Here is a 19,744-nt window from a genome sequence, read left to right as displayed (position 1 = left end):
CCGGTTGTCATCATCTTCTGTCCATTTCTTTCTAGCGAATCATGAAAAATACAACGCTTGCGCATATCGACGAAAAGATCTCCATTCCGACCTCTTTTTCCCTTGGGGCACAACATGTGCTGGCGATGGATCTCTACATCGTGCCTATTATTCTCGCCGGTCTTTTATCTCTTTCCGTTTCAGACACCTCCTCTTTGATTCAAATGACCTTCATTGTGGCGGGTATCGCGACCATTATTCAGTCTGGCTTACTACTGAAAATGCCCGTGATGCAGGGGCCTTCCTACATTCCCATCGGCGCAATCGCGGCGATTGGCAAAACCATGGGCATGGGCGCGGTGTATGGCGCGATGATCCCGGTGGCAATATTCGTTGCGCTGCTGGGCAAGCCTGCCAACCTGTTCAGCAAATTGGTGAAACGTTTTGTCCCACCGATTGTGGGCGGAACGGTCATCATCGTGGTCGGAATTTCCCTGTTGCCAGTGGCATTCAATGGGATCTACTCTGGTGAGCGCCCAACTGAAAACATCGTGATCGCGTTAACCAGCATGGTGTCGTTGTCATCGTTTATCCTGCTAGGGTGCTTCTTTAAATCACTTCACTGGCTGCGCTTAGCATCGGTGATTGGCGCGATTGTGATCGGCACCTTAGTCGCTGCATTTTATGGCATGGCAGATTTCTCTGCCGTCGGCGCATCATCATGGTTACAACTGCCATCGTTGCTGCCGTTTGGTGAATTGACATTCGAGCCAATGGCTATCCTGACCATGCTATTCATCGCCATGATTGTGTTGGTAGAAACCACAGGGACATGGTGTGCAATCAGTGCAGTGACAGGCGTTGAACTCGACGACGAACGCCTGAACCGTGGGGCAACGGGCGAAGCCGCGGGTAACTTTGTGTGTTCATTGCTTGGTGGTAGCCCAGTCACAGGCTACTCAACCAACGCGGGCATTATTGCCGTCACAGGTGTCTCTTCGCGTCGTGCCATTATTGCTGGTGGTGTGATCCTTCTTATCCTCGGCTTGGTGCCGAAGCTGACCAGCTTAATTGCGTCTGTCCCTCATGCCGTGATTTCTGGCATCTTCTCTGTTATTTGTGTGGTGATTGCGATGAACGGTTTCCGCGTTATCCAACACATTCAATTGAACGAGCGCAACATGCTGGTCGTAGGGTTGCCGATCATGTTGTCATTGGGCGCGGTATTGATGCCACGTGAGTTGGTGTATGCCTTACCAGAAATGGCGGGCTACATGGTGAACTCGGGCATTGCCATTGGCGCGCTCGCTGCAGTGATCTTGAACTTCGTTTTACCGAGCAACCCATCCGAATTGGAAAACGCTGAAGAAGCAGGAAAGTAGCGCACTATAACTTATTGGTTTGAATCTGCTTGTAATACACACCTAATTTTAGGGCTTGCTTCGGTGAGCCCTTGGCTATTCAAGTGAGCGAGGTTCTCCTTGGATAGCGCATTCATTAACACACTTTATTGAAGAAAGAATGATGATTGATTTCACTACGCTGCGCTTTGCCTTGTTGGCTGATACTTTCCATTGTCCTGTTAAAGGCGACTTTGAATTCAATGTCGATTTTCTGATCTTGGTGAATCACCAAGGTGATATCGCCGACACAGCGAAAGCGGATGATCCACGCCATGCAGACATGGTGGTGGCACTGCGTGAGTCGGGTAAATTAGAGGTGCTACCAAAAGGCCAATACTTGATGCCAGGGTTGGTGGATTTGCATTGTCATGCACCGCAATGGCCGCAAGCAGGAAAGGGGCTGGATCTGCCACTGTTCGATTGGCTTCAGAATTACACGTTCCCACTTGAAAACCGTTATGCCGACAACGCCTTCGCTACAAACATTTACCAAGACGTGAGCCGCACTTTGTTGGCAAACGGCACAACCAGTGCGGTTTACTTCGCCTCGATTCACCGTGAATCCACGGAAGTGCTCGCCCAATCGTGTTTGGAATTGGGTCAGCGCGCGTTCGTCGGCAAGGTCAATATGGACAACCAAGAACAGTGTCCTGATTTCTACCGCGAAAGCAGTGTTGAACAAGCGCTTTTCGAAACAGAACTGTTCGTGAATAACGTGCGCGGCTTGGCGGGCAATGAAGGCGGGCTGGTGAAGCCGGTGATTACGCCACGTTTTGTACCGAGTTGCACTGATCCTATGCTCAAAGGCTTGGGCAAATTGGTTCAGAAATATGACCTGCACATGCAAACCCACTGTTCAGAGAGCGACTGGGCGCGTGATTACAGCATTGAACGTTATGGCATGAGCGACATTGCGATTTATGCAGAAGCAGGGTTGTTGAACAACAAATCGGTGTTAGCACATTCGATCTTTATCGACGAAAAAGACATCGCGATGTTGAACCAGTTCGGCGCAGGTATAGGTCACTGTCCGTTGTCGAACATGTATTTTGCCAACGCCGCCATGCAAACCCGCGAACTACTAGACGCAAATGTACGTGTGGGTTTAGGCAGTGACATCGCGGGCGCTCCGTCTCCATCAATCTTCCGCGCGTGTTTTGATGCGGTAACGCATTCTCGTGTGCGTGAAGACGGTGTGGATTGTCATCTACCCGCTGACAAACGTGGCGTATCAGGCTCACGTATCAGCTACTTGGAATCTTTCTGGATGGCAACCAATGGCGGTGGTCAGGTATTGAATGAGAAAGTTGGTGTGTTTGCGCCAGAGTATCACTTCGACGCCATTGTGGTTTCGCCAGACAGTGAACGCGGTAACCTGCGCGTTTGGCCTGATATGGATTCGCCGCGGGATATCCTTGAGAAGATCATTTCACTCTCTCAAACAGACAACATCAGCAAAGTTTGGGTGCAAGGCAAACAAGTGCGCTAAGGCTTTTGTCACCGCATTGATATGGAAAGACAGCCCGCTTATTCAGCGGGCTTTTTTATAAGTCGAGTTTTGTGCAGCAAGCCCTACGTTTACAAGAGCAATTCACAAGAGCCATTCACGAGAACCTTTTCGCAGAAAACGTATGTCGAACGCGGATAACCGCATTAAATATAATGACTTGGGGTAGATTTGCTGCATCGCAATGGATGATGGACGCAACATGAACACGATTTTATCGGTGATCGCTCTGATTGAGGATTCGCTGCCAGAGACTTTGCGTGTCGAGCAGATTGCAGCGCGCAGCGGCTATTCACGCTGGCACTTACAACGTCAATTCAAGCGCGCAACCGGGATGAGCCTTAGTCAATATCAACGCCACCGTTTGCTCAGTCTCGCCGCCGAAAAAATTGCGACCACAGACCATCGCATTCTCGACATCGCCATTGAGTTTGGTTTTGAATCTCAAGAAGCCTTTGCCCGTGCATTCAAACGGTTTGCGATGGTTGCCCCAAAAAACATCCGACAGCAACCCGTATGGGCAAAGCGATTGTCACTGGCAGAGATGGATAAAACGGCGCTAGAACGATTAAGCCTGCTGAATCAGTCCGACATTCGATTCGACACCCAGCCTGCTTCCCGTTGGGCGTGTTCCGCCATTCGCATCGATTCGATTGACCGAGATGCGACCGTGATTGATGAGCGGGTTGAAGCGGGTTTTACCCACTTACGGCAGCAGGTGAACCTGGATGCGAACCAAGGAGCGTTAGATTTCACGCGATGCCGAATACTCGAGTTCTCAGAACACAACCAATATGCCAGCGGGTTGTTTCCTTTGGCGATAGGTTTTCAGGTGGATGACGACTTTGTTATTCCTGACACCTTGTTTGAAGCGATTGTGCCAGAACGTCACATTGGCTCCATTGACGTACCTTCAACGGAATACATCGAAGCGGTGTATTTTCATCTCGGTATCCGATTAAAAGAAGAGCATCACTTACGCTTTGGCCCTTTGCCCTATTGCTGGGGAACAAGTGACACAGGATTAACATTTAGCTTTGCCGTCGAGCCCTTTGATGCCTCCAAACAGACGCTCACGCATGTTGATGCCTTTCCCGTCAGCGTCATCTCATTAAACCTGATCGACATTCCCGTCTCGCGGCATTCGCTACCAAAAGAAAAGCATGCAGGCACGCGGCGCATCGCGTCAGTGTTCGACGCATTCCCGTCATGGACACACCTCATCGCAAATAACGAAGAGGGCATGATGGTGTTTGGCGACCCTTCGGCGCATTACGACGCACAATTTGATGTGTTCTTTGCGGGTTTAGAGAAAAGCCTCCAACAGGCAGAACTTCAACCCGAGTGCCATTCAATGAGCATTGAAGGTTGCTACCTTACCTCTACTTGGAAAGGGGAAAACTTCTCAGATATCGACAGCGACATTGAACGTTTTTATCACTACTTAAATCGCCATTCCGAATTCTATTATTCCGCCGGGCCAGAAATCATCCGAGATGTAAAGGTGACGGACACAGGTGATGTTCACTCCGTGTCTTTTGAATTGTTAACGCCCATTCGATCGCGGCAGCGGTAGAGCCTTCACGACTAACTGCCTGAACATTAATCACTTGGTCTCTCATGAGATCAAAATCAAGTATTGCTTTATGCACTTCGTGGTACATTTCCGCCGAATAACTTAGACAGTAATGGCGTGTTGTGTGCTGATATGCGAAGGGCGGTAGCGTAAGAAAATTTTTGGCAAAAGCGGGGACAGGCACTTTAAGAAGGCACTTTAAGAAAACCATAATCTTATCAGTTTCATGCGTTAGTGCTTTTGGACTCAAAGGTGTGAGACAAAGATGAATGGATGGTCTCATAACGATATGCTTTTTATATTGTTCAGTTGCTATCCATTTTGAATCTCAATGACAAAAGCCCGCTCATCACTTATCAGCATTGAAGCCACACCTTATTACCACTGCGTTTCTCGCTGTGTTCGTCGGTCATTTCTCTGTGGCTACGATGATCAAGCCCAACAAAGTTACGAACATCGTCGATCTTGGATTGAAAAGCGCCTGCTCGCGTTAGCAGGCGCGTTTTGTATCGATGTATGTGCATACGCCATTATGAGTAATCATTATCATGTGGTTTTGCATATCAATGCTGAAAAGGCAAAAACGCTGTCAGATATTGAAGTGGTTGAGCGCTGGCTCGCTTTTCATCATGGACCCGCGTTGGTTCAGCGATTTATGCAGGGAGATGAACTGTCAGAGGCTGAAACTGATCGGTGTTATGAGATGATTGAAGAGTGGCGAAAACGTCTTGTTTCAATCAGTTGGTTTATGCGATTAATTAATCAGCACATTGCCTCAGAAGCCAATCGTGAGGACAACTGTACCGGACATTTCTGGGAAGGGCGCTTTAAAAGCCAAGCATTACTGGATGAGAAAGCCGTCGCTGCAGCCATGGCTTATGTCGATTTGAACCCAGTACGTGCAGCCATTGCCGAAGCGCCAGAAACGTCGGATTATACGAGCGTGAAAGCGCGCATTGATGCGATAGAAAGTAATCAAACATCTCCAGCAGGGCTGTTTCCCTTTGCTGGAAACCCGCGCGAGAGCATGCCAGATGGTATTCCTTTTCGATTGATGGATTATCTTGCATTGGTTGATTGGACAGGAAGACAAGTACGAGATGATAAGCATGGTCATATTGCTAATGCCTTACCATCACTGCTAGAAAGACTTGGATTTGACGCTAAGAGTTGGCTGGAAACATGCACACGGATTGAACAAGGCGGCATTGTCGGCACTGATACCGCAATAAAAGCTGCACTACCTCACTTGCATCGGAAACGACTCTCCGGCTTCCGGATACCGAGCCAATAAAACAAGCCTCACTTATAACAAACGATGACTCAGGCGCTAGCTTGAGATTTTTGCTGCGCGTAATTCACTAAAATTCCGTCATTTACTATTCCTATACAGAAATGCGATGGATTCGCACTGACTAACAACGAGTTTGGCTGTGTGAATGCTTTCTAATTGTTGTTCGCGTGGGATGAGTTGTATATATGCCTGTCCCAAGATTGTCCCAAGATCGCCCCTTGTCCCAAGATCGCCAAGATCGTGCCAAAATCGTGCAACGTGAACAATCGCCTGACATTCCACTATCTCCTCTCTATCTCTGCGACGGTATCAACCCCAAGTTTCTCTTGGTGCGCTTTCGCGATAGCGACTTCTTCTGGGTTTAATCCAATATCTTCAAGTATATATGCAGGGTAATCTGAGATGTCTCTATAGAAACGGTTTCGTGCCTGACGAATACGGTAGGCACGTATTTTCTCAGACACCGCGTTAACGAAGCGAAGCATGATGTCGCTGATTGCGAGTGAAGCTGATGCACTTCGATCAAACGGCTGAACCAAGAGCGAGTGTTTTTCGTTTGGCAGTTTCATTGTTAAACCCTCCAATTACCATGAATAAGATTTCCTTACCTTGAAGTTGATGATGGTTTAACCTAACAATGACTACAAACGAGTAATCCTTAATCAGAGTTAGAAAAACTTAATCATGGAAGAACAGTTACCTCCTCTGAATGCGCTGAGGGCATTTGAAAGTGTTGCCAGACTTACGAGCATTAAAGAAGCCGCAGAAGAGCTTCATGTCACGCCTGCGGCCGTAAGTCAGCAAATCAAATCTTTAGAGAGTTATTTGGACGTTCAGCTTTTTGAACGCAAAGTGCGTTCGCTAGCACTCACGGAAGCGGGAGAGCAACTCTACCCGTTTATGGAAGAAGGCTTTTCTAAGCTGGAAGAAGGTATTCGGCAACTGCGCCGGCGACAGCAAAGCAATGAACTGGTAGTGAGTGCGTCGCCCACGTTTGCCGCCAAGTGGTTATTACCTCGCTTAGGCAGTTTTTATCAGGCGTATCCTCAATACCGATTGCGCGTGGATGCCTGTGAATCTTTGGTGAATTTTAGAACCGAGGGGGTCGATGTGGCTTTGCGTTACGGAGCAGGCAACTATACCGGAGTTTTTTCGCAAGAAATGATCCCAGAAGAGGTGATTCCAGTTTGCAGCCCCTCACTTTTAGTGGGAGGAAAGCCGCTTCAAACTGCCGACGACTTAAGGCATCACATGTTGTTGCGGTCAGTGTGGCAAACGGGGCATGCCAGTGCGCCATGCTGGGGAATGTGGCTCAGGGCTGCTGGCATTACAGACATTGACCCTGATGCGGGTTATCAATTTTCGACGGAGTTTCTTGCGATCCAAGCGGCCATAGAAGGGCAAGGGATCGCGCTGACAATCAAGGCGATGGTTAACAAAGACATTGAGGCGGGACGCTTAGTTTGTCCGTTTGGCGAGTCAGCCAGCCAAAGAGCAGCGTTCAGCTACTACTTGGTTTGTCCTGAGTCTCATCTTCGGTTGAAGAAAGTCCAAGCATTTAAACGATGGATTGAAAGTGAACTGAAAGAGCAACAAGGCAGCGAATAAGCTGCCTTGCTAGGTTTTATCTAGTGATTTTGAAAAGCGGGGACAGGCACGTTAATAAAACCAATATATTACCCGTTTAATGCGTGAGTCTTTTGGGTTCGAGCGCTGGTTATGAGCCGCTTCCATTCAACATCGAGCTACGCCACGTATTGTGCTTTGACACGCATTCGTAGCTCGATTCTTCTCTCACATTAATACCAATTGTTGAAATGGATGGTCAGCATCGCTGCTTTGTTGTGGGTGAAAGTCACTTGCTCTTTGGATGGGGGCCCTTGTAGTGATGGGTTATTGGAATAACCAAATCCTTCAATCGGAATTTGATTGTCTGCCAAGGTGATAAGTCCATCTTTATTCCGGTCTTGGAAGGCAAACACCACATACTTGCCCGCTGCTAACTCATCGAGCGTTATCCCTTCATTCGCTTCTTCTGGCGTGTACTTCTGCCAATGAACAGACGGTACAGCGGTAAGGTCATCGAATTCGCTGTACACCATTAAAACTACCGGGTCTTGAGGTTCACGAACGTCTTTCAATTTGATGGTGAGGGGGAATTTTTCGTTCCCGACCATCAACGTATCATTATCCGCAGTGTTAGCCATAGAGACATTCAGTGCGAGAAGCCCGCCAATACCGGCGGTGATGGCTGCTCCCCAATATTGGGTAGAAGAGCGGCCTTTGGTGAACTCACGGATCCAAGCAGGCACCCAAAGGCTGGTTACAAAGCCGAGCATTACCGCCAGATAGAAAGGCTCGAAACGGATCTCTGCGAGCAGTGGCGCGGCAAAGTAAATCATCGCAGTTTGCCAAGCAAAAACATGCAAAGAATGGCGGCCAATGTAGCTCAGAGGACGGAACGTGAGCGCGTTGGGGAATTTACTGATGAGCAGCGCAATCAGATAAACCCACATGGACAGCGTTAGTAAACGCAACCAGCCTAATTCAGATTTATCAGCAAGGCCGTAGATAATGCCACGGTGGATGCCCATGCTTAAAAACGCACCATGGTGAGCGGCAAACAGGATGCCGATACCCGCAATGCATAAAAAGGTAAGCATAGGATGGTGCCAACGAATCAGGTTGCCGTGCTGAAGCTGGAACCCGATGGCGGAGCCAACAACAAACAACAGTTGCCACGCAAACGGGTCAAAGTACCCTGCGTGCAAGGTGAAGCCGTCGAATACGCCGCTACCCATAACCGCGTTAAGTTGGCTTTCAGAGATCGCGCCACTCGTAGACCAAAGCAGCAGACTGACACCGAGTACGAGCCAGAATAGCCCTTTTCGATACATGGCAATGAGCAGCGGCAGTAGCAACATGAAAACGATATATAGCGGCAATATGTCAAAGTAGTGGGGTTTGTTGATTAAAGCTGCACTGAACAGCAGCGTTTCCAGCGGGGCAGTGAGCAAATTCGGGAAGTTTTGTGCCAAAAGGTTTTGGTGCTCAGGGAAGGCGTATTGACTGACGAGAAACCAAGTAAAAACGGCAATTAAACACACAATATGATAGCGATAGAGCGTGAATGCGCGATGGAATGCTTTAGCGCGCACGTCAGCATTCGACAAGGCATCTCGACTATAAATCGCGCCTGCTAATAGGGCGGAAATAAACACAAACCCTTCCGCTGGGCCAAAAGGCCCCAGAGGTTCTGATGTGAAGTATTGAACGGGCGAACGACCGCCACTGATCCAAAACAAATGGTTGATTGTCATCAACAAGAGCAATAGCCCTCGTATGCTGTCTAACGCGGGTATCCGTTTCATCACTTTCTCCCTTAAAAGTCTTTGAATCATTGTGCGAGATGTTCACAACGCAGATCTGACTGTTTGTGCTTTTTTAGGCGCAGTGCATTGAATATTCGTGATTTACCCAAAGGACAAATGACGTCTGATGCATCGCGTGAATAAGACAAAAAATGAAAGGCGTATCAATGGTAAAAAATAGGCAGGGAAGTGCACGAAAAGTGTTTGTCTTTACATCGACTGAGGATAAACTTCGCGGCCTTATTTACTTCGAGAATCATCATTGATGAAAGCGTTAATGATTGGTGTAGCGGTCTCTATCGCAACACTTCTAACAGGCTGTGTGACGTTCCCAACGGCCGAGTCTGAGCAAGTTAAAGTGATTTGGGATGACGTGGATGCGCTGAAAGGCTGTGAGCACAAAGGTACGGTTATCGGCTCTGAAGGCCACTTCTATGATTACTGGCTACACGCAGATAAAGACATGGTTTGGGGCACACTCAACCAAATGCGTAAGAAAGCGGCGGCACTGGGTGGCGATACCTTGTATTTGTACCAACCTTTTGATTTCAACTCGTCAGTGACCATGTTTGCAAACGCCTACGCGTGCCAGCCCGCTCAACCTGACGTTGACGTGGTGGAAGACACCGTAGACGTGTCGATGGAAGCGGCTGTTGTGTCTGAAGAGAAAGCAGAAACAATCGCACAATAAATCGTCATGTTTAAATGAAAAAGCACAATCTCTGCACTGTTTGAGGTTGTGCTTTTTTTGTACTTAAATACTGGTTTTCAACGTATTCACTGCCTCAATAAAACAATGTTTTATTGTTTTGTTACATTTGAATCGTTTCATCTTACTTCCAACGTGCATAGCATTCTCTCGCCCGAAAGTGGCACTACATTCTTAATTTAGAGTAATTGCACTATGCATAAATACGTTCTAGCAACAGCCTTGACTGTCTTACCTCTTGCCGTGAATGCGCAGCACTATGCGGCGGCGGGATACACGCAAGTCTCACATGATGCGGGATTTGGCGATCTTCACCATCATTACGATGGGGGAAAGATCATTTACGGCTATGAGACCAGCGTTAAGTGGTTGGCAGTTGAAGGTGAGTTGTCTCATGTGTCTGGTCGATACCCTGTGGGAAATAACTTAGTCAGTTCCAACTCAACGCACGTTCACCTAGCGCCAACGGCTTACCGCAATTTTGACCACAACTTCCGTTTATTTGCGCGAACAGGCTTGGGACAAAAATGGGAAACGGATCGTTATACCTACGCGGGTGAGCAACTGCGCGGCACGGGAAACAGCCTTTCTTATACTTATGGCGCGGGTGTTCAGCATTTTTATAACCTTGAGTCGGGTGAAAAGCTGGTAAGCCGATTGGGTATCAACCGCATTGGTAATGTTCAACGTCATAGAAACGAATCGGCATCGATTGATCTGATGTTCGGTGCAAGATTTTAAGCGGTCCCATGCGCCTTGTCGTTTTCGTATTGTTGCCTTTTTGCACGACACCCTTTTAGAAAACGCGCGTATTCGCTGACGAAATGTTCCCCTCATGACAGTGATTAATTGGAATGGCATTGAGAACTTACGGTATCAAGATGCATAGAATTATGTTGATATGGTCTGAATGTAATCAAATTGTTATGAGGTCATTATGGAATTTCCGATTGAAGGCGCATGCCAATGCGGTCAGGTAACATACAAGCTTCATGCAGCACCGAACATGGTGATTGCTTGTCATTGCACTGAATGCCAAAAGCTTTCCACGGCGCCATATAGCGTGACGGCGATGGTGGATGCTGAGGCGATTGAATTTAGCGGTGAGATGAAAGAGTGGAGCCGTCCTGCTGACAGTGGGAATCGCAGTGCCGCGAAATTTTGCACAGGCTGCGGTAATCGTATTTACCACTTCAACCCTGAAGACTTGTCCGTCGTGAAATTGAAGCTCAAGCCCGTGAATGTGGAAGATGAAACCATTCTGACCCCAACGGCGCATATTTGGGTATCAGAAAAGCAGAAATGGTTTGCGGTGCCTGATGACGTGAAGGTGTTTGATAAACAGCCTTAGCGTCAACAATCTAATCGCATAAAAAATGCCGCTTTGCTCATTAGAGCAAGCGGCATTTTCTTTATCTATTTGGCAACAAGTAGCTGCGGATTAACCAACCTGTTCTTGAAGCACCTTGGCGAGACGCTTAACGGCTTCTTCAAGTTCGTCTGGCGTGGCGTTGGTGAAGTTAAGTCTCAATGCGGCCTTCGCTTTGTCATGTGCAGGGTAGAACACAGGGCTAGGCACGACCGCGACACCGTTAGCGAGCAAGGTTTTCGCCAGCGCAAAGGTGTCGCACTCTGGCAAAGACAGCCAAACAAACATACCACCGTCAACCGCTTTCAATTCACAGGTCTCTGGCAATTGGCGTTGTAACTCTGCAAACAGTTTTTGGTAACGTGTTTTGTAGAGAGCGCGAATCTTATCAATGTGCAGTTCGAAGTTGTCGTGTTGTAACAAGCCCAACAGCAGTGCTTGCATTGGCACGCTGGAATGCAAATCTGCGCCTTGCTTCACTTTGATCAATGGCTCAAGGTAAGCGCGTTTACCCGTTACTGCACCCATGCGAAGCCCTGGGGATGCAATCTTGGAGAACGAACGCAGTACGATGGAGTGTTCTGGGCAGAAATCCGATGCCAGTGGAATCGCATCTCCTGAAAAGCGCAGTTCGCGGTAAGGTGCGTCTTCAATCAATGCCACGTTGTATTTGATACACAGTTCTGCCACGCGTTGACGTGTTTCCAGTGACCAACATACGCCTGTCGGGTTGTGAAAATCGGGCACGGCATAAAACATCTTTGGCGATTGCTCGAAGAAGACCACTTCAAGGGCGTCGAGATCTGGGCCACATTCTGTTTGAGGCACGGTGACGATGTTCGCTTGAACCAAGCCAAACACTTGCATCGCTCCTAAGTAACTTGGCGCTTCCATCACCACCGTGTCGCTCGGGTCAATGTAGGCGCGTGCGATCAGGTCTAGGCCTTGTTGCGAGCCCGTACAAATCATCGCTATGTGGCTTTCTGGCAATTGGTAGTATTCGCCGAGGAATTCGAGCAGCGGGCCGTAACCTGCCGTTGCGCCATATTGAAAGACTTCCGTCATATCCGAGAGGCTTTCAAGCATGGGTTTCATTAAGTCAATCGGGAAGGTTTTTTCGTCTGGAAGTCCGCCAGCCAAGGAGATGACATTCTTGTCAGAGGCCGCAGCGAGTATTTCACGAATGTATGACGACGGGATCTGTTGAAGCGACTTAGCGATTTCCATGGCACTACCTAAACAACCAAATAAACGTAATCAAAAAATAATACATGGGATTGCCGAATTTGGAATGTCCATTTATGCTGTTGAATATGTCCATTTATGCTTTTTAAACAATGAGCCAACAACACATTTCCCGTATCAATGATGTTTTGTTTCACATTCACAAGGACATCAGTAAAGAGCTGTCTGCCAAGGAGTTAGCCAAGGTAGCAGCTTACTCAGAGCAGCATTTCCACCGTATTTTTAAAAGCGTGGTGGGCGAATCTATTCACCAATATATCCGACGAACAAGAATGGAATATGCGGCCAATCAATTGATGTTTGATACGCGTGCCTCGGTATTGGACATCGCAAACTCTTGTGGATTCAGCTCTGTGTCATCTTTTAGTCGTGCGTTTAAAGCGACGTTTCACAGCAGCCCTGGGGAGTGGCGTAAGCATGATTTGCTAGTGGCGGAGAAGCCGTATCTTAAAGATCCTGAAGTGGCTGAAGGCTACAGGCGCGTTGCTTCTCGCGGCATTCCAGACCCTAAGGTGGTTGAGGTGCCTGAACGTTTAGCAGCGTATGTGCGCCACGTGGGTTACAGCCGTTCAATCTCTAACGCGTGGCTGATTTTAAAAGCATGGGCAAATGCAGAAGGGCGTCCGTTTGAAACGCAATTCGGGTTGCATCACTCAAACCCTGCGTGGGTCGAGTTGGACAAATGTCGCTACGTTGCCTGCATTGGTATCGACAAACCCATTAAGTTGCGCGGCGTGGTGAATCAATTGGTGATCCCCGGCGGTTTGCATGCGGTGTTTCGTCTAACGGGGGTTTATGGCGAATTGCTACCACAAATCAGCATGGTGTTAGAAAAGTGGCTGCCCGCATCTGGATTTAAGCTGCGCTCAACGCCAGCTTACGTGCATTATCATGAGAACCATTTTTTAAAAGCCGACGAGCGGTTTGAGTTGGATTTCTATCTGCCGATCAGCTTCTTCTGAACGTAATGTAGTACGATCAAAACGAAGAATGGGGCGCATTAAGAGCGCCCCATTCTTTTGTCTGACAGGTGGCATGTCGTCATATTATGTAGCGGGCACATTGGGTTGGTAGCGGCCGGGTTTGTGGTTCAGAGCCAGAATCAAATTCACCGTGATCGCACCCAAAATCGACAGGCCGAGGATCTTCATATCCACCACAAAAATCGACATCAGAACAATGCAACAGTCTAAGCCCATCTGCACATAGCCTGCGCGCAAACCAAAGCGATCTTGCAAGAACAGCGCGAGAATATTAAACCCGCCTAGGCTCATTTTGTGTCGGAAGATAACCAACATGCCTGTGCCAATCAAACCACCGCCGAACAAGGCGGCATAGACAGGATCGATCCGCGCGATTTCCAACACATGGTGAAGATGGTCAACCGCAAGAGAAACAATGGTCACCGCGATGAAAGTGTTGATGGTAAAGCGCCACCCCATACGCATAACGGATAGCACATAAAAAGGAAGATTGAGGACGAAGAACACTTGGCCAAAACTAAAATCGCTTATCTTCGTCAGGAAGATGGCTAATCCCGCTGTGCCACCCGCCAACAATCCAACGCTATTGAAGAAAATAACCCCGAGTGAAACCAAGGCGCTGCCCAAGATAAGCGCGAGCAAGTTTTCTTTCACGTTGTGGTTCTGATCCATTTCAATCCTCCTTTTTCCGTGTCTAGGTGGTGCGTACTTCTCTGTGTGCGTTCTTTAGCGAATGCGTGAAGTAAGGATGTGGATATTGGAGAACAAAGTCGAGGATTGGAGGGGTATTTGCGAAAGGCGGGTGTTTAACATTGTTTACACATTTACTCAAACAACCTGAGTTATTCATCTCTAGCGGGCTTGGGGTTAGGATAATGAAATGTAAGCGTAAGCTTTTCCTTGTAAGGAAAGACAAAATGACGAATGGAATAGACGGTCAACCCACGCTATCTGCGCACCCTGACGCTGAACTTTCTGAGCAAGATTTGTCAGCCCTTTATCAGCAGTTGTTGGAGAAGCGAGATGAATTGCTGCAGCAAGCTGAGGGATTAGAAAAAGAAATCACGCGCAAAGAAGATTGCTCACTGGCAGATGCGGTAGAAGCCTCGTTTTACCGCGCTGAGGCCAATCGCGCCGAGGTGCAGCTTACGCAAAATCAAGCGCTGCTTAATGACATTTCCCGTGCTTTCTCGCGATTAGATACTGGGCAATATGGCGTGAGTATTGAAACGGGCGATCCGATTCCACTGGCACGTTTGCAACTGTTGCCATGGACGGAATATTGCACCGAGGATTTGGATTAACACATTGCCAAACAAAGGTCTAATGCTGGGCGAATTACTGTTCTTGGGTGGCAATTTTTATTGCCGCGCCAGTGAGAAAAACGCCCGCCACCACTTCTCACTTTCGTCTTGCCGAGTCTGAAACCTTCTTTCCGTGGGCGCTTTATGCGTTTGTGTTAAAACGGAGATTGCGTATTAGCGAACGTTGCTACGTGAGAACGGCTAGTTATCGCCATTTGATCGAGCAGCCCATGCTGGGTGATTGGGTTTTCGGGCCAATGCCTGTCTCCGCAATCATGTGCATGGCATTAATCAGTTCAGGCACTCGGTTCGACGCAACCATCATTTTGGCATCGTCTAAGCGTCCTCGATATTGAAGCTCACCCGCAGCATTAAACCCAAAGAAGTCCGGCGTGCAAACAGCGTCATACGCTTTGCCTACGGATTGATCTTCATCGACCAAGTAAGGGAAGTTAAAACCATTTTCGGATGCAAAAATCTTCATGTTTTCAGGCGAATCTGATTGCACGCGATGGTAGTCATTCGACATCACCGCCAATACGTTGATGCCTTCATCCAACAAAGATTGTGTGTCCTGTGCCAGACGTTTGCTAATGCGCTGAACATACGGGCAATGGTTACAGATGAACATGATCAACAAACCCTTCTCGCCAAGGTGTTCGCTCATGGTGAAGCTGTTTCCATCTGGGTCTTTCAATGTGAATTCGGGCGCTTTCCAGCCAAAATCACAAATAGGGGTATCAAGTAGCATGCTTGGTTCCTTAATGGCTTAACGGATGCGAAAGGAAAGGGTGAAAAGAGAGGATCTTTGTTCGATCCTCTCTTTTTTGTTTCTCTCTATTTAGGCAACAACGACAATGCGTTTAACCAATCACAGACATTTCACTGACCGCGAAACTGGCTACTTTGCCTTCCGTCGCTTCTAAATAATCCGCGAGGTGCTGTCCGCCCATGTGGTCTTGCCAAAGTTCGCGACTCACCCAGTTCTCGAAAAACAGGAAGTGTGCTGGGTTATCGTTGTCTTGATGTAAATCGTACTGCAAGCAACCTTCTTCACCGCGGGTGATTTCAATCAGTTTCAACAGTTCTTCTTTCACAAATTCAACGCTGTCTTCGTTGGCGACGATGTCAGCAACAATGGTGAGTTTAGTCATGATCCATTCCTTTTAGGTTTAATGCGCTCTACTTGCACGCTATGCAAAACAAAGAAACACAAGCAGAGAAGCGAAACATTTATATTGAATCAGAAATCGCGAATTCGCTTGTTTCTTCAACATATTATTGGTTCTTCAACACGTTATTGTTATTTGGGTTCAAAACCCTTCGAGGACGATTTTGCCGATCGACTTGCCAGATTCGAGTTCGGCATGTGCTTCGCGCAAGTTCGCCGCACTAATGGTGCCCAAGTTTTTCCCTGCGGTGGTTTGAATGAAACCGCGGTCGACTAAATCAGAAACGCGTGTCAGCAATTTACCTTGCTCGTTCATGTCTGCGGCGTTGAACATTGAGCGTGCAAACATAAATTCCCAATGAAGCGACAGGCTTTTGATTTTGATTTTAGAAGCGTCGATGTTTTTCGGATCATCAATCAAACCAATTTTGCCGAACGGGGCCAAAATCTGCGTATATGTTTCAAAATACGCTTCTGTGCTGTTCAAACTAGCAACATGCGTGACTTGGCCAATGCCGAGCGCTTCAATCTGTGGCGCAAGATCATTGGTATGGTCAACAACATGGTCGGCACCTAGCTTTTTCACCCAAGCTTGTGAGCTTTCGCGTGAAGCGGTAGCAATGATGGTTGCGCCGGTAAGCGTTTTTGCAAGCTGAACCAAAATCGAACCCACACCGCCTGCGGCACCCACAACCAACAAAATGTCATTCGACTTGTCGTTAGATTCTGGCGCTTGTTGCTGCAAACCAAGATGTTCAAACAGAAGCTCCCACGCGGTGATAGAGGTTAGGGGCAGTGCCGCCGCTTCCGCATCAGATAAGCTTTTTGGCTTGCGTCCAACAATGCGTTCATCAACCAATTGGAATTCAGCATTGCTGCCTTGGCGCGTCAAATCGCCCGCATAGAAAACGGTATCACCCGGTGCGAACAATGTGGCAGCTTCACCCGTTGCGACGACTTCACCGACCGCATCCCACCCGATAACTTTGTGTTGGACACCTTCTGCTGCCACATTTTGGCGGATTTTGTAATCCACAGGATTCACCGCGATGGCTTTGATTTTCACCAAAATGTCGTGACCCGTTGCGATAGGTTGCGGCAGTTCGATATCAACAAGCGATGCTGCGTCAGTGATTGGAAGTGATTGCGTGTAACCAATGGCTTTCATGATGTGTGTCCTTTTTCGTGCGCTTATTCGTTCGCATCGTTATGCGTCATGCCGCGATGACAATAATGTGCATTAACATCGAGCGTTGGCGTTACGTCATGCTCTGTTGAAATGAATAATAGGGGTTGATAGGTAAGCTTTGAACAGTAGAATGTTTGAATCATTCTCAAAAATTATTTGATAATATGCTGCTCGAAGATCTTCAAGTCGTACTTAAAGTTGCGGAGTTTCGCAGCATCACGGCTGCCGCAACGAACCTAGATATGCGCACCGCAACCGCCAGTGCCGCGTTAAAACGTGTCGAGGCTGCGCTTGGTGTTGAGTTATTTATTCGTACCACCCGCCAGCTACGCCTTTCTAGTGCAGGGGAGCGTTACATCCCGCAGTGCGAACAAGCTTTGAGCATGTTAGAAAGCGCGAAGCAAAACATGAAAGACGATCTCGATATTGTTGATGGGGAGTTGAGGCTTGCTGTGTCTTCAGATTTAGGCCGCAATATCGTGCTGCCTTGGATTGATGAGTTCTTGGCGGAATATCCCAAGGTGTCTTTGCGCACTCATATCAGTGATAGCAACATCGACTTTTACCGTGATTCCGTTGATATGGCGCTGCGTTATGGCTCACCAACCGACGCCAATATCTACGGCTTCAAGATCTGCAATGTCCCGCGTTTCGTCTGTGCAACGCAGGAATATATCGACAAGCACGGCGAACTGTTACACCCTCACGATTTAACGTGTCACAACGGCTTGGTCTATCAGCTCTCTGACATTATTCATGACGTGTGGGAGTTTTCGAAAGACGGCACGGATTTCAAAATCAAAGTCAGTGCAAACCGAGCGTCTAACGACGGTGATTTGGTAAGACGTTGGTGCGTCGCGGGGCAGGGTATTGCGTCAAAATCCGGCTTAGACATGTCTGACGATCTGCTGAATGACCGCGTGGTTCGTCTTCTCCCTGATTTCGAACTCAAACCCACAGAGTTATGGCTCATCTTCCCAAGCCGTCAATCCATCACCCCCGCAGCCCGATTGCTGCGCGATATGCTGAAAAAGAAGACCGCTGAAGTGCTGAGTCATCTCGTTGATAAAGGGATGCTGGATAAGAGTGTGTTGCTTTGACGGTAAACGACACGCTAAACCAAATTTTACCCAGTTTAGCGTGTCGTTTGTTTGCATTTCTTAAACTAACGGATGTGCTTGAGGCTATTCCTGTTACGCCGCCTTCCAATTCCCGCTGTGCACCAATTTATCGGTGACTTTGTCGATAGCACGTTTAGCGCGATCGACGATGTCATCAACGTCCGCGTTTGATACCACGAGCGGTGGAGCAAAGCCGAGGATATCGCCGTGGGGCATGGCGCGGGCGATGAGGCCTTCTTCCAAACAGGCTGCGGCAATTTGAGGGCCGATCTTTAAGTTCGGGTCAAAGTGGGTTCGGCGCTGTTTGTCTGGCGAGAACTCCAAGGCGTGCAACAAGCCAATGCCGCGGCTGTCACCGACCAAGGGATGATTGGCGAAGGTGGCTTGCATTTGTTGTTGGAAATACGCGCCTGTGTCTCTTGCGTTTGCGGTGAGGTTTTCTCGCTCGATAATATCCAGATTACACAACGCGGCAGCAGCCCCCAGTGGGTGACCTGAATAGGTATAGCCGTGACCGATTGCTCCCCACTGATCTGTGCCGTCTTCCAGCACTTTCCACACGCGTTCGCCGACAATCACACCGGATAGGGGTTGGTAAGCCGATGTGAGGCCCTTCGCGACTGTCATTAAATCCGGTTTCATGTCGTACATGATGGAACCAAAGTCAGAACCCAAGCGACCGAACCCACATACCACTTCATCGGCAATTAATAGGATGTCGTACTTGTCGAGCACCTTGCGGACTTCCTGCCAATAGCCTTCTGGTGGTGGCACGATACCGCCTGTGCCTAAGACCGGCTCGCCAATCATGGCTGCCACGGTATCTGGCCCTTCAGCGAGGATCATTTTTTCCAGCTCATTCGCGCAGTGGACTGAGAACTCGCGTTCTGTCATGCCGTCGTCTTCACGGCGATAGTAGTAGGGTGCCATGGTGTGTTTAATGCGCTCTAAAGGGAGATCGAAGTGCGCATGGAACAGCGGCAAACCCGTCATTGAACCTGATGCAATGCTTGAACCGTGATAACCCCGATCACGAGAGATGATTTTCTTCTTCTGCGTCAAGCCACGGGCGTTGTTGTAATACCAGACGAGTTTGAGCTGGGTTTCGTTGGCATCACTGCCTGACATGCCGTAATACACTTTGCTCATGCCTTGCGGTGCCATTTTTATGATGCGTTCAGACAAGGTGATCAGGGCTTCGTTGGTGTGCCCAACATAGGTGTGGTAGTAGGCGAGTTGTTTCGCTTGTTCGTAGATCGCCTCTGCCATTTCTTGACGGCCATAGCCGATATTGACGCAATATAGCCCCGCAAATGCATCGACCAGTTCTATGCCTTCTGAATCTTTGATTCGAATTCCGCTCGCGCTGGTGATGATGCGACCGGGGAGATCGCCATTTGCATACTGCTGCAAATGGGTTGAGGCGTGAAACACGTTTTGGCGGTCGATCTCGAGCAGTGCTTTGGTGTCGATATTCTTCATGGTTCGCTCCTTGAAAGGCCCTAAACTGGCCTTCAACGTTT

19 protein-coding genes are annotated in these 19,744 nt (G+C 48.4%); 11 read left to right on the top strand and 8 right to left on the bottom strand.

Annotated features, from left to right (window positions below; genetic code table 11):
- The first annotated feature begins 41 nt into the window (after nt 1-41).
- From EQP46_RS01420 to EQP46_RS01405, 4 genes are all read left to right on the top strand, one after another.
- On the top strand, nt 42-1,361 hold the full coding sequence (locus EQP46_RS01420) for a solute carrier family 23 protein (RefSeq protein ID WP_129491943.1): 1,320 nt from the start codon (nt 42-44) through the stop codon (nt 1,359-1,361).
- A gap of 142 nt (nt 1,362-1,503) precedes the next feature.
- Entirely contained in the window at nt 1,504-2,871 is a 1,368-nt protein-coding gene (gene guaD / locus EQP46_RS01415) for a guanine deaminase (RefSeq protein WP_167482741.1), read from the top strand.
- Nucleotides 2,872-3,091: 220 nt separating this feature from the next.
- The gene (locus EQP46_RS24380) at nt 3,092-4,465 is read left to right on the top strand and encodes a helix-turn-helix domain-containing protein (protein WP_240671587.1); all 1,374 of its coding nucleotides are present in this window, start codon (nt 3,092-3,094) and stop codon (nt 4,463-4,465) included.
- Nucleotides 4,466-4,796: 331 nt separating this feature from the next.
- Nucleotides 4,797-5,759, top strand: a complete 963-nt coding sequence (locus EQP46_RS01405; protein WP_129491941.1) for a P-loop NTPase family protein — start codon at nt 4,797-4,799, stop codon at nt 5,757-5,759.
- A gap of 281 nt (nt 5,760-6,040) precedes the next feature.
- On the opposite strand, the gene EQP46_RS01400 is transcribed toward EQP46_RS01405, so the two are convergent.
- Entirely contained in the window at nt 6,041-6,328 is a 288-nt protein-coding gene (locus EQP46_RS01400) for a hypothetical protein (RefSeq protein WP_129491940.1), read from the bottom strand.
- 115 nt (nt 6,329-6,443) lie between these two features.
- Here EQP46_RS01400 and gcvA point away from each other — a divergent pair, with 115 nt between their 5' ends.
- Nucleotides 6,444-7,367: a transcriptional regulator GcvA gene (gcvA, locus tag EQP46_RS01395; RefSeq protein WP_129491939.1), complete on the top strand. Its 924-nt coding sequence runs from the start codon at nt 6,444-6,446 to the stop codon at nt 7,365-7,367.
- Nucleotides 7,368-7,558: 191 nt separating this feature from the next.
- On the opposite strand, the gene opgC is transcribed toward gcvA, so the two are convergent.
- Nucleotides 7,559-9,130: an OpgC domain-containing protein gene (opgC, locus tag EQP46_RS01390; protein ID WP_129491938.1), complete on the bottom strand. Its 1,572-nt coding sequence runs from the start codon at nt 9,128-9,130 to the stop codon at nt 7,559-7,561.
- A gap of 265 nt (nt 9,131-9,395) precedes the next feature.
- Here opgC and EQP46_RS01385 point away from each other — a divergent pair, with 265 nt between their 5' ends.
- The 3 genes from EQP46_RS01385 (at nt 9,396) to EQP46_RS01375 (ending at nt 11,190) form a co-directional block, all read left to right on the top strand.
- Nucleotides 9,396-9,821, top strand: coding sequence for a DUF4156 domain-containing protein (locus EQP46_RS01385; RefSeq protein WP_129491937.1), 426 nt, complete (start codon nt 9,396-9,398; stop codon nt 9,819-9,821).
- A gap of 213 nt (nt 9,822-10,034) precedes the next feature.
- Nucleotides 10,035-10,580 carry an outer membrane protein gene (locus EQP46_RS01380; protein WP_129491936.1) on the top strand — a complete coding sequence of 182 codons (546 nt, stop codon included), beginning with the start codon at nt 10,035-10,037 and terminating at the stop codon, nt 10,578-10,580.
- A 196-nt stretch (nt 10,581-10,776) separates the two neighbouring features.
- Entirely contained in the window at nt 10,777-11,190 is a 414-nt protein-coding gene (locus EQP46_RS01375; protein ID WP_129491935.1) for a GFA family protein, read from the top strand.
- 90 nt (nt 11,191-11,280) lie between these two features.
- Here the strand turns inward: EQP46_RS01375 and EQP46_RS01370 are convergent, their stop codons facing one another.
- Nucleotides 11,281-12,435, bottom strand: a complete 1,155-nt coding sequence (locus EQP46_RS01370; RefSeq protein WP_129491934.1) for an aminotransferase-like domain-containing protein — start codon at nt 12,433-12,435, stop codon at nt 11,281-11,283.
- 110 nt (nt 12,436-12,545) lie between these two features.
- Between EQP46_RS01370 and EQP46_RS01365 the strand changes: the two genes are divergently transcribed.
- Nucleotides 12,546-13,415 (top strand): AraC family transcriptional regulator, encoded by an 870-nt coding sequence (locus EQP46_RS01365; RefSeq protein WP_129491933.1) that lies wholly within the window; start codon nt 12,546-12,548, stop codon nt 13,413-13,415.
- 84 nt (nt 13,416-13,499) lie between these two features.
- On the opposite strand, the gene EQP46_RS01360 is transcribed toward EQP46_RS01365, so the two are convergent.
- The gene (locus EQP46_RS01360) at nt 13,500-14,108 is read right to left on the bottom strand and encodes a YitT family protein (protein WP_129491932.1); all 609 of its coding nucleotides are present in this window, start codon (nt 14,106-14,108) and stop codon (nt 13,500-13,502) included.
- 245 nt (nt 14,109-14,353) lie between these two features.
- Here EQP46_RS01360 and EQP46_RS01355 point away from each other — a divergent pair, with 245 nt between their 5' ends.
- Nucleotides 14,354-14,740: a TraR/DksA family transcriptional regulator gene (locus EQP46_RS01355; protein ID WP_129491931.1), complete on the top strand. Its 387-nt coding sequence runs from the start codon at nt 14,354-14,356 to the stop codon at nt 14,738-14,740.
- A 205-nt stretch (nt 14,741-14,945) separates the two neighbouring features.
- On the opposite strand, the gene EQP46_RS01350 is transcribed toward EQP46_RS01355, so the two are convergent.
- The 3 genes from EQP46_RS01350 to EQP46_RS01340 all read right to left on the bottom strand — a co-directional run bounded on the left by EQP46_RS01350 (nt 14,946) and on the right by EQP46_RS01340 (nt 17,079).
- Entirely contained in the window at nt 14,946-15,491 is a 546-nt protein-coding gene (locus EQP46_RS01350; RefSeq protein WP_129491930.1) for a thioredoxin family protein, read from the bottom strand.
- Nucleotides 15,492-15,603: 112 nt separating this feature from the next.
- On the bottom strand, nt 15,604-15,894 hold the full coding sequence (locus EQP46_RS01345) for a putative quinol monooxygenase (RefSeq protein WP_129491929.1): 291 nt from the start codon (nt 15,892-15,894) through the stop codon (nt 15,604-15,606).
- Between the two features lie 159 nt (nt 15,895-16,053).
- Entirely contained in the window at nt 16,054-17,079 is a 1,026-nt protein-coding gene (locus EQP46_RS01340) for a zinc-binding alcohol dehydrogenase family protein (RefSeq protein ID WP_129491928.1), read from the bottom strand.
- 185 nt (nt 17,080-17,264) lie between these two features.
- Between EQP46_RS01340 and EQP46_RS01335 the strand changes: the two genes are divergently transcribed.
- Nucleotides 17,265-18,200: a LysR family transcriptional regulator gene (locus EQP46_RS01335; RefSeq protein WP_129491927.1), complete on the top strand. Its 936-nt coding sequence runs from the start codon at nt 17,265-17,267 to the stop codon at nt 18,198-18,200.
- A gap of 93 nt (nt 18,201-18,293) precedes the next feature.
- Here EQP46_RS01335 and EQP46_RS01330 read toward each other — a convergent pair whose 3' ends face one another.
- Nucleotides 18,294-19,703: an aspartate aminotransferase family protein gene (locus tag EQP46_RS01330; protein ID WP_129491926.1), complete on the bottom strand. Its 1,410-nt coding sequence runs from the start codon at nt 19,701-19,703 to the stop codon at nt 18,294-18,296.
- Between the last annotated feature and the right edge of the window lie 41 nt (nt 19,704-19,744).

The organism is Enterovibrio baiacu, from assembly GCF_004120195.1.
Taxonomy (GTDB): domain Bacteria; phylum Pseudomonadota; class Gammaproteobacteria; order Enterobacterales; family Vibrionaceae; genus Enterovibrio; species Enterovibrio baiacui.
The sequence above is the reverse complement of the archived record's forward strand: the minus strand, read 5'-3'. Positions and strand labels throughout refer to the sequence as shown.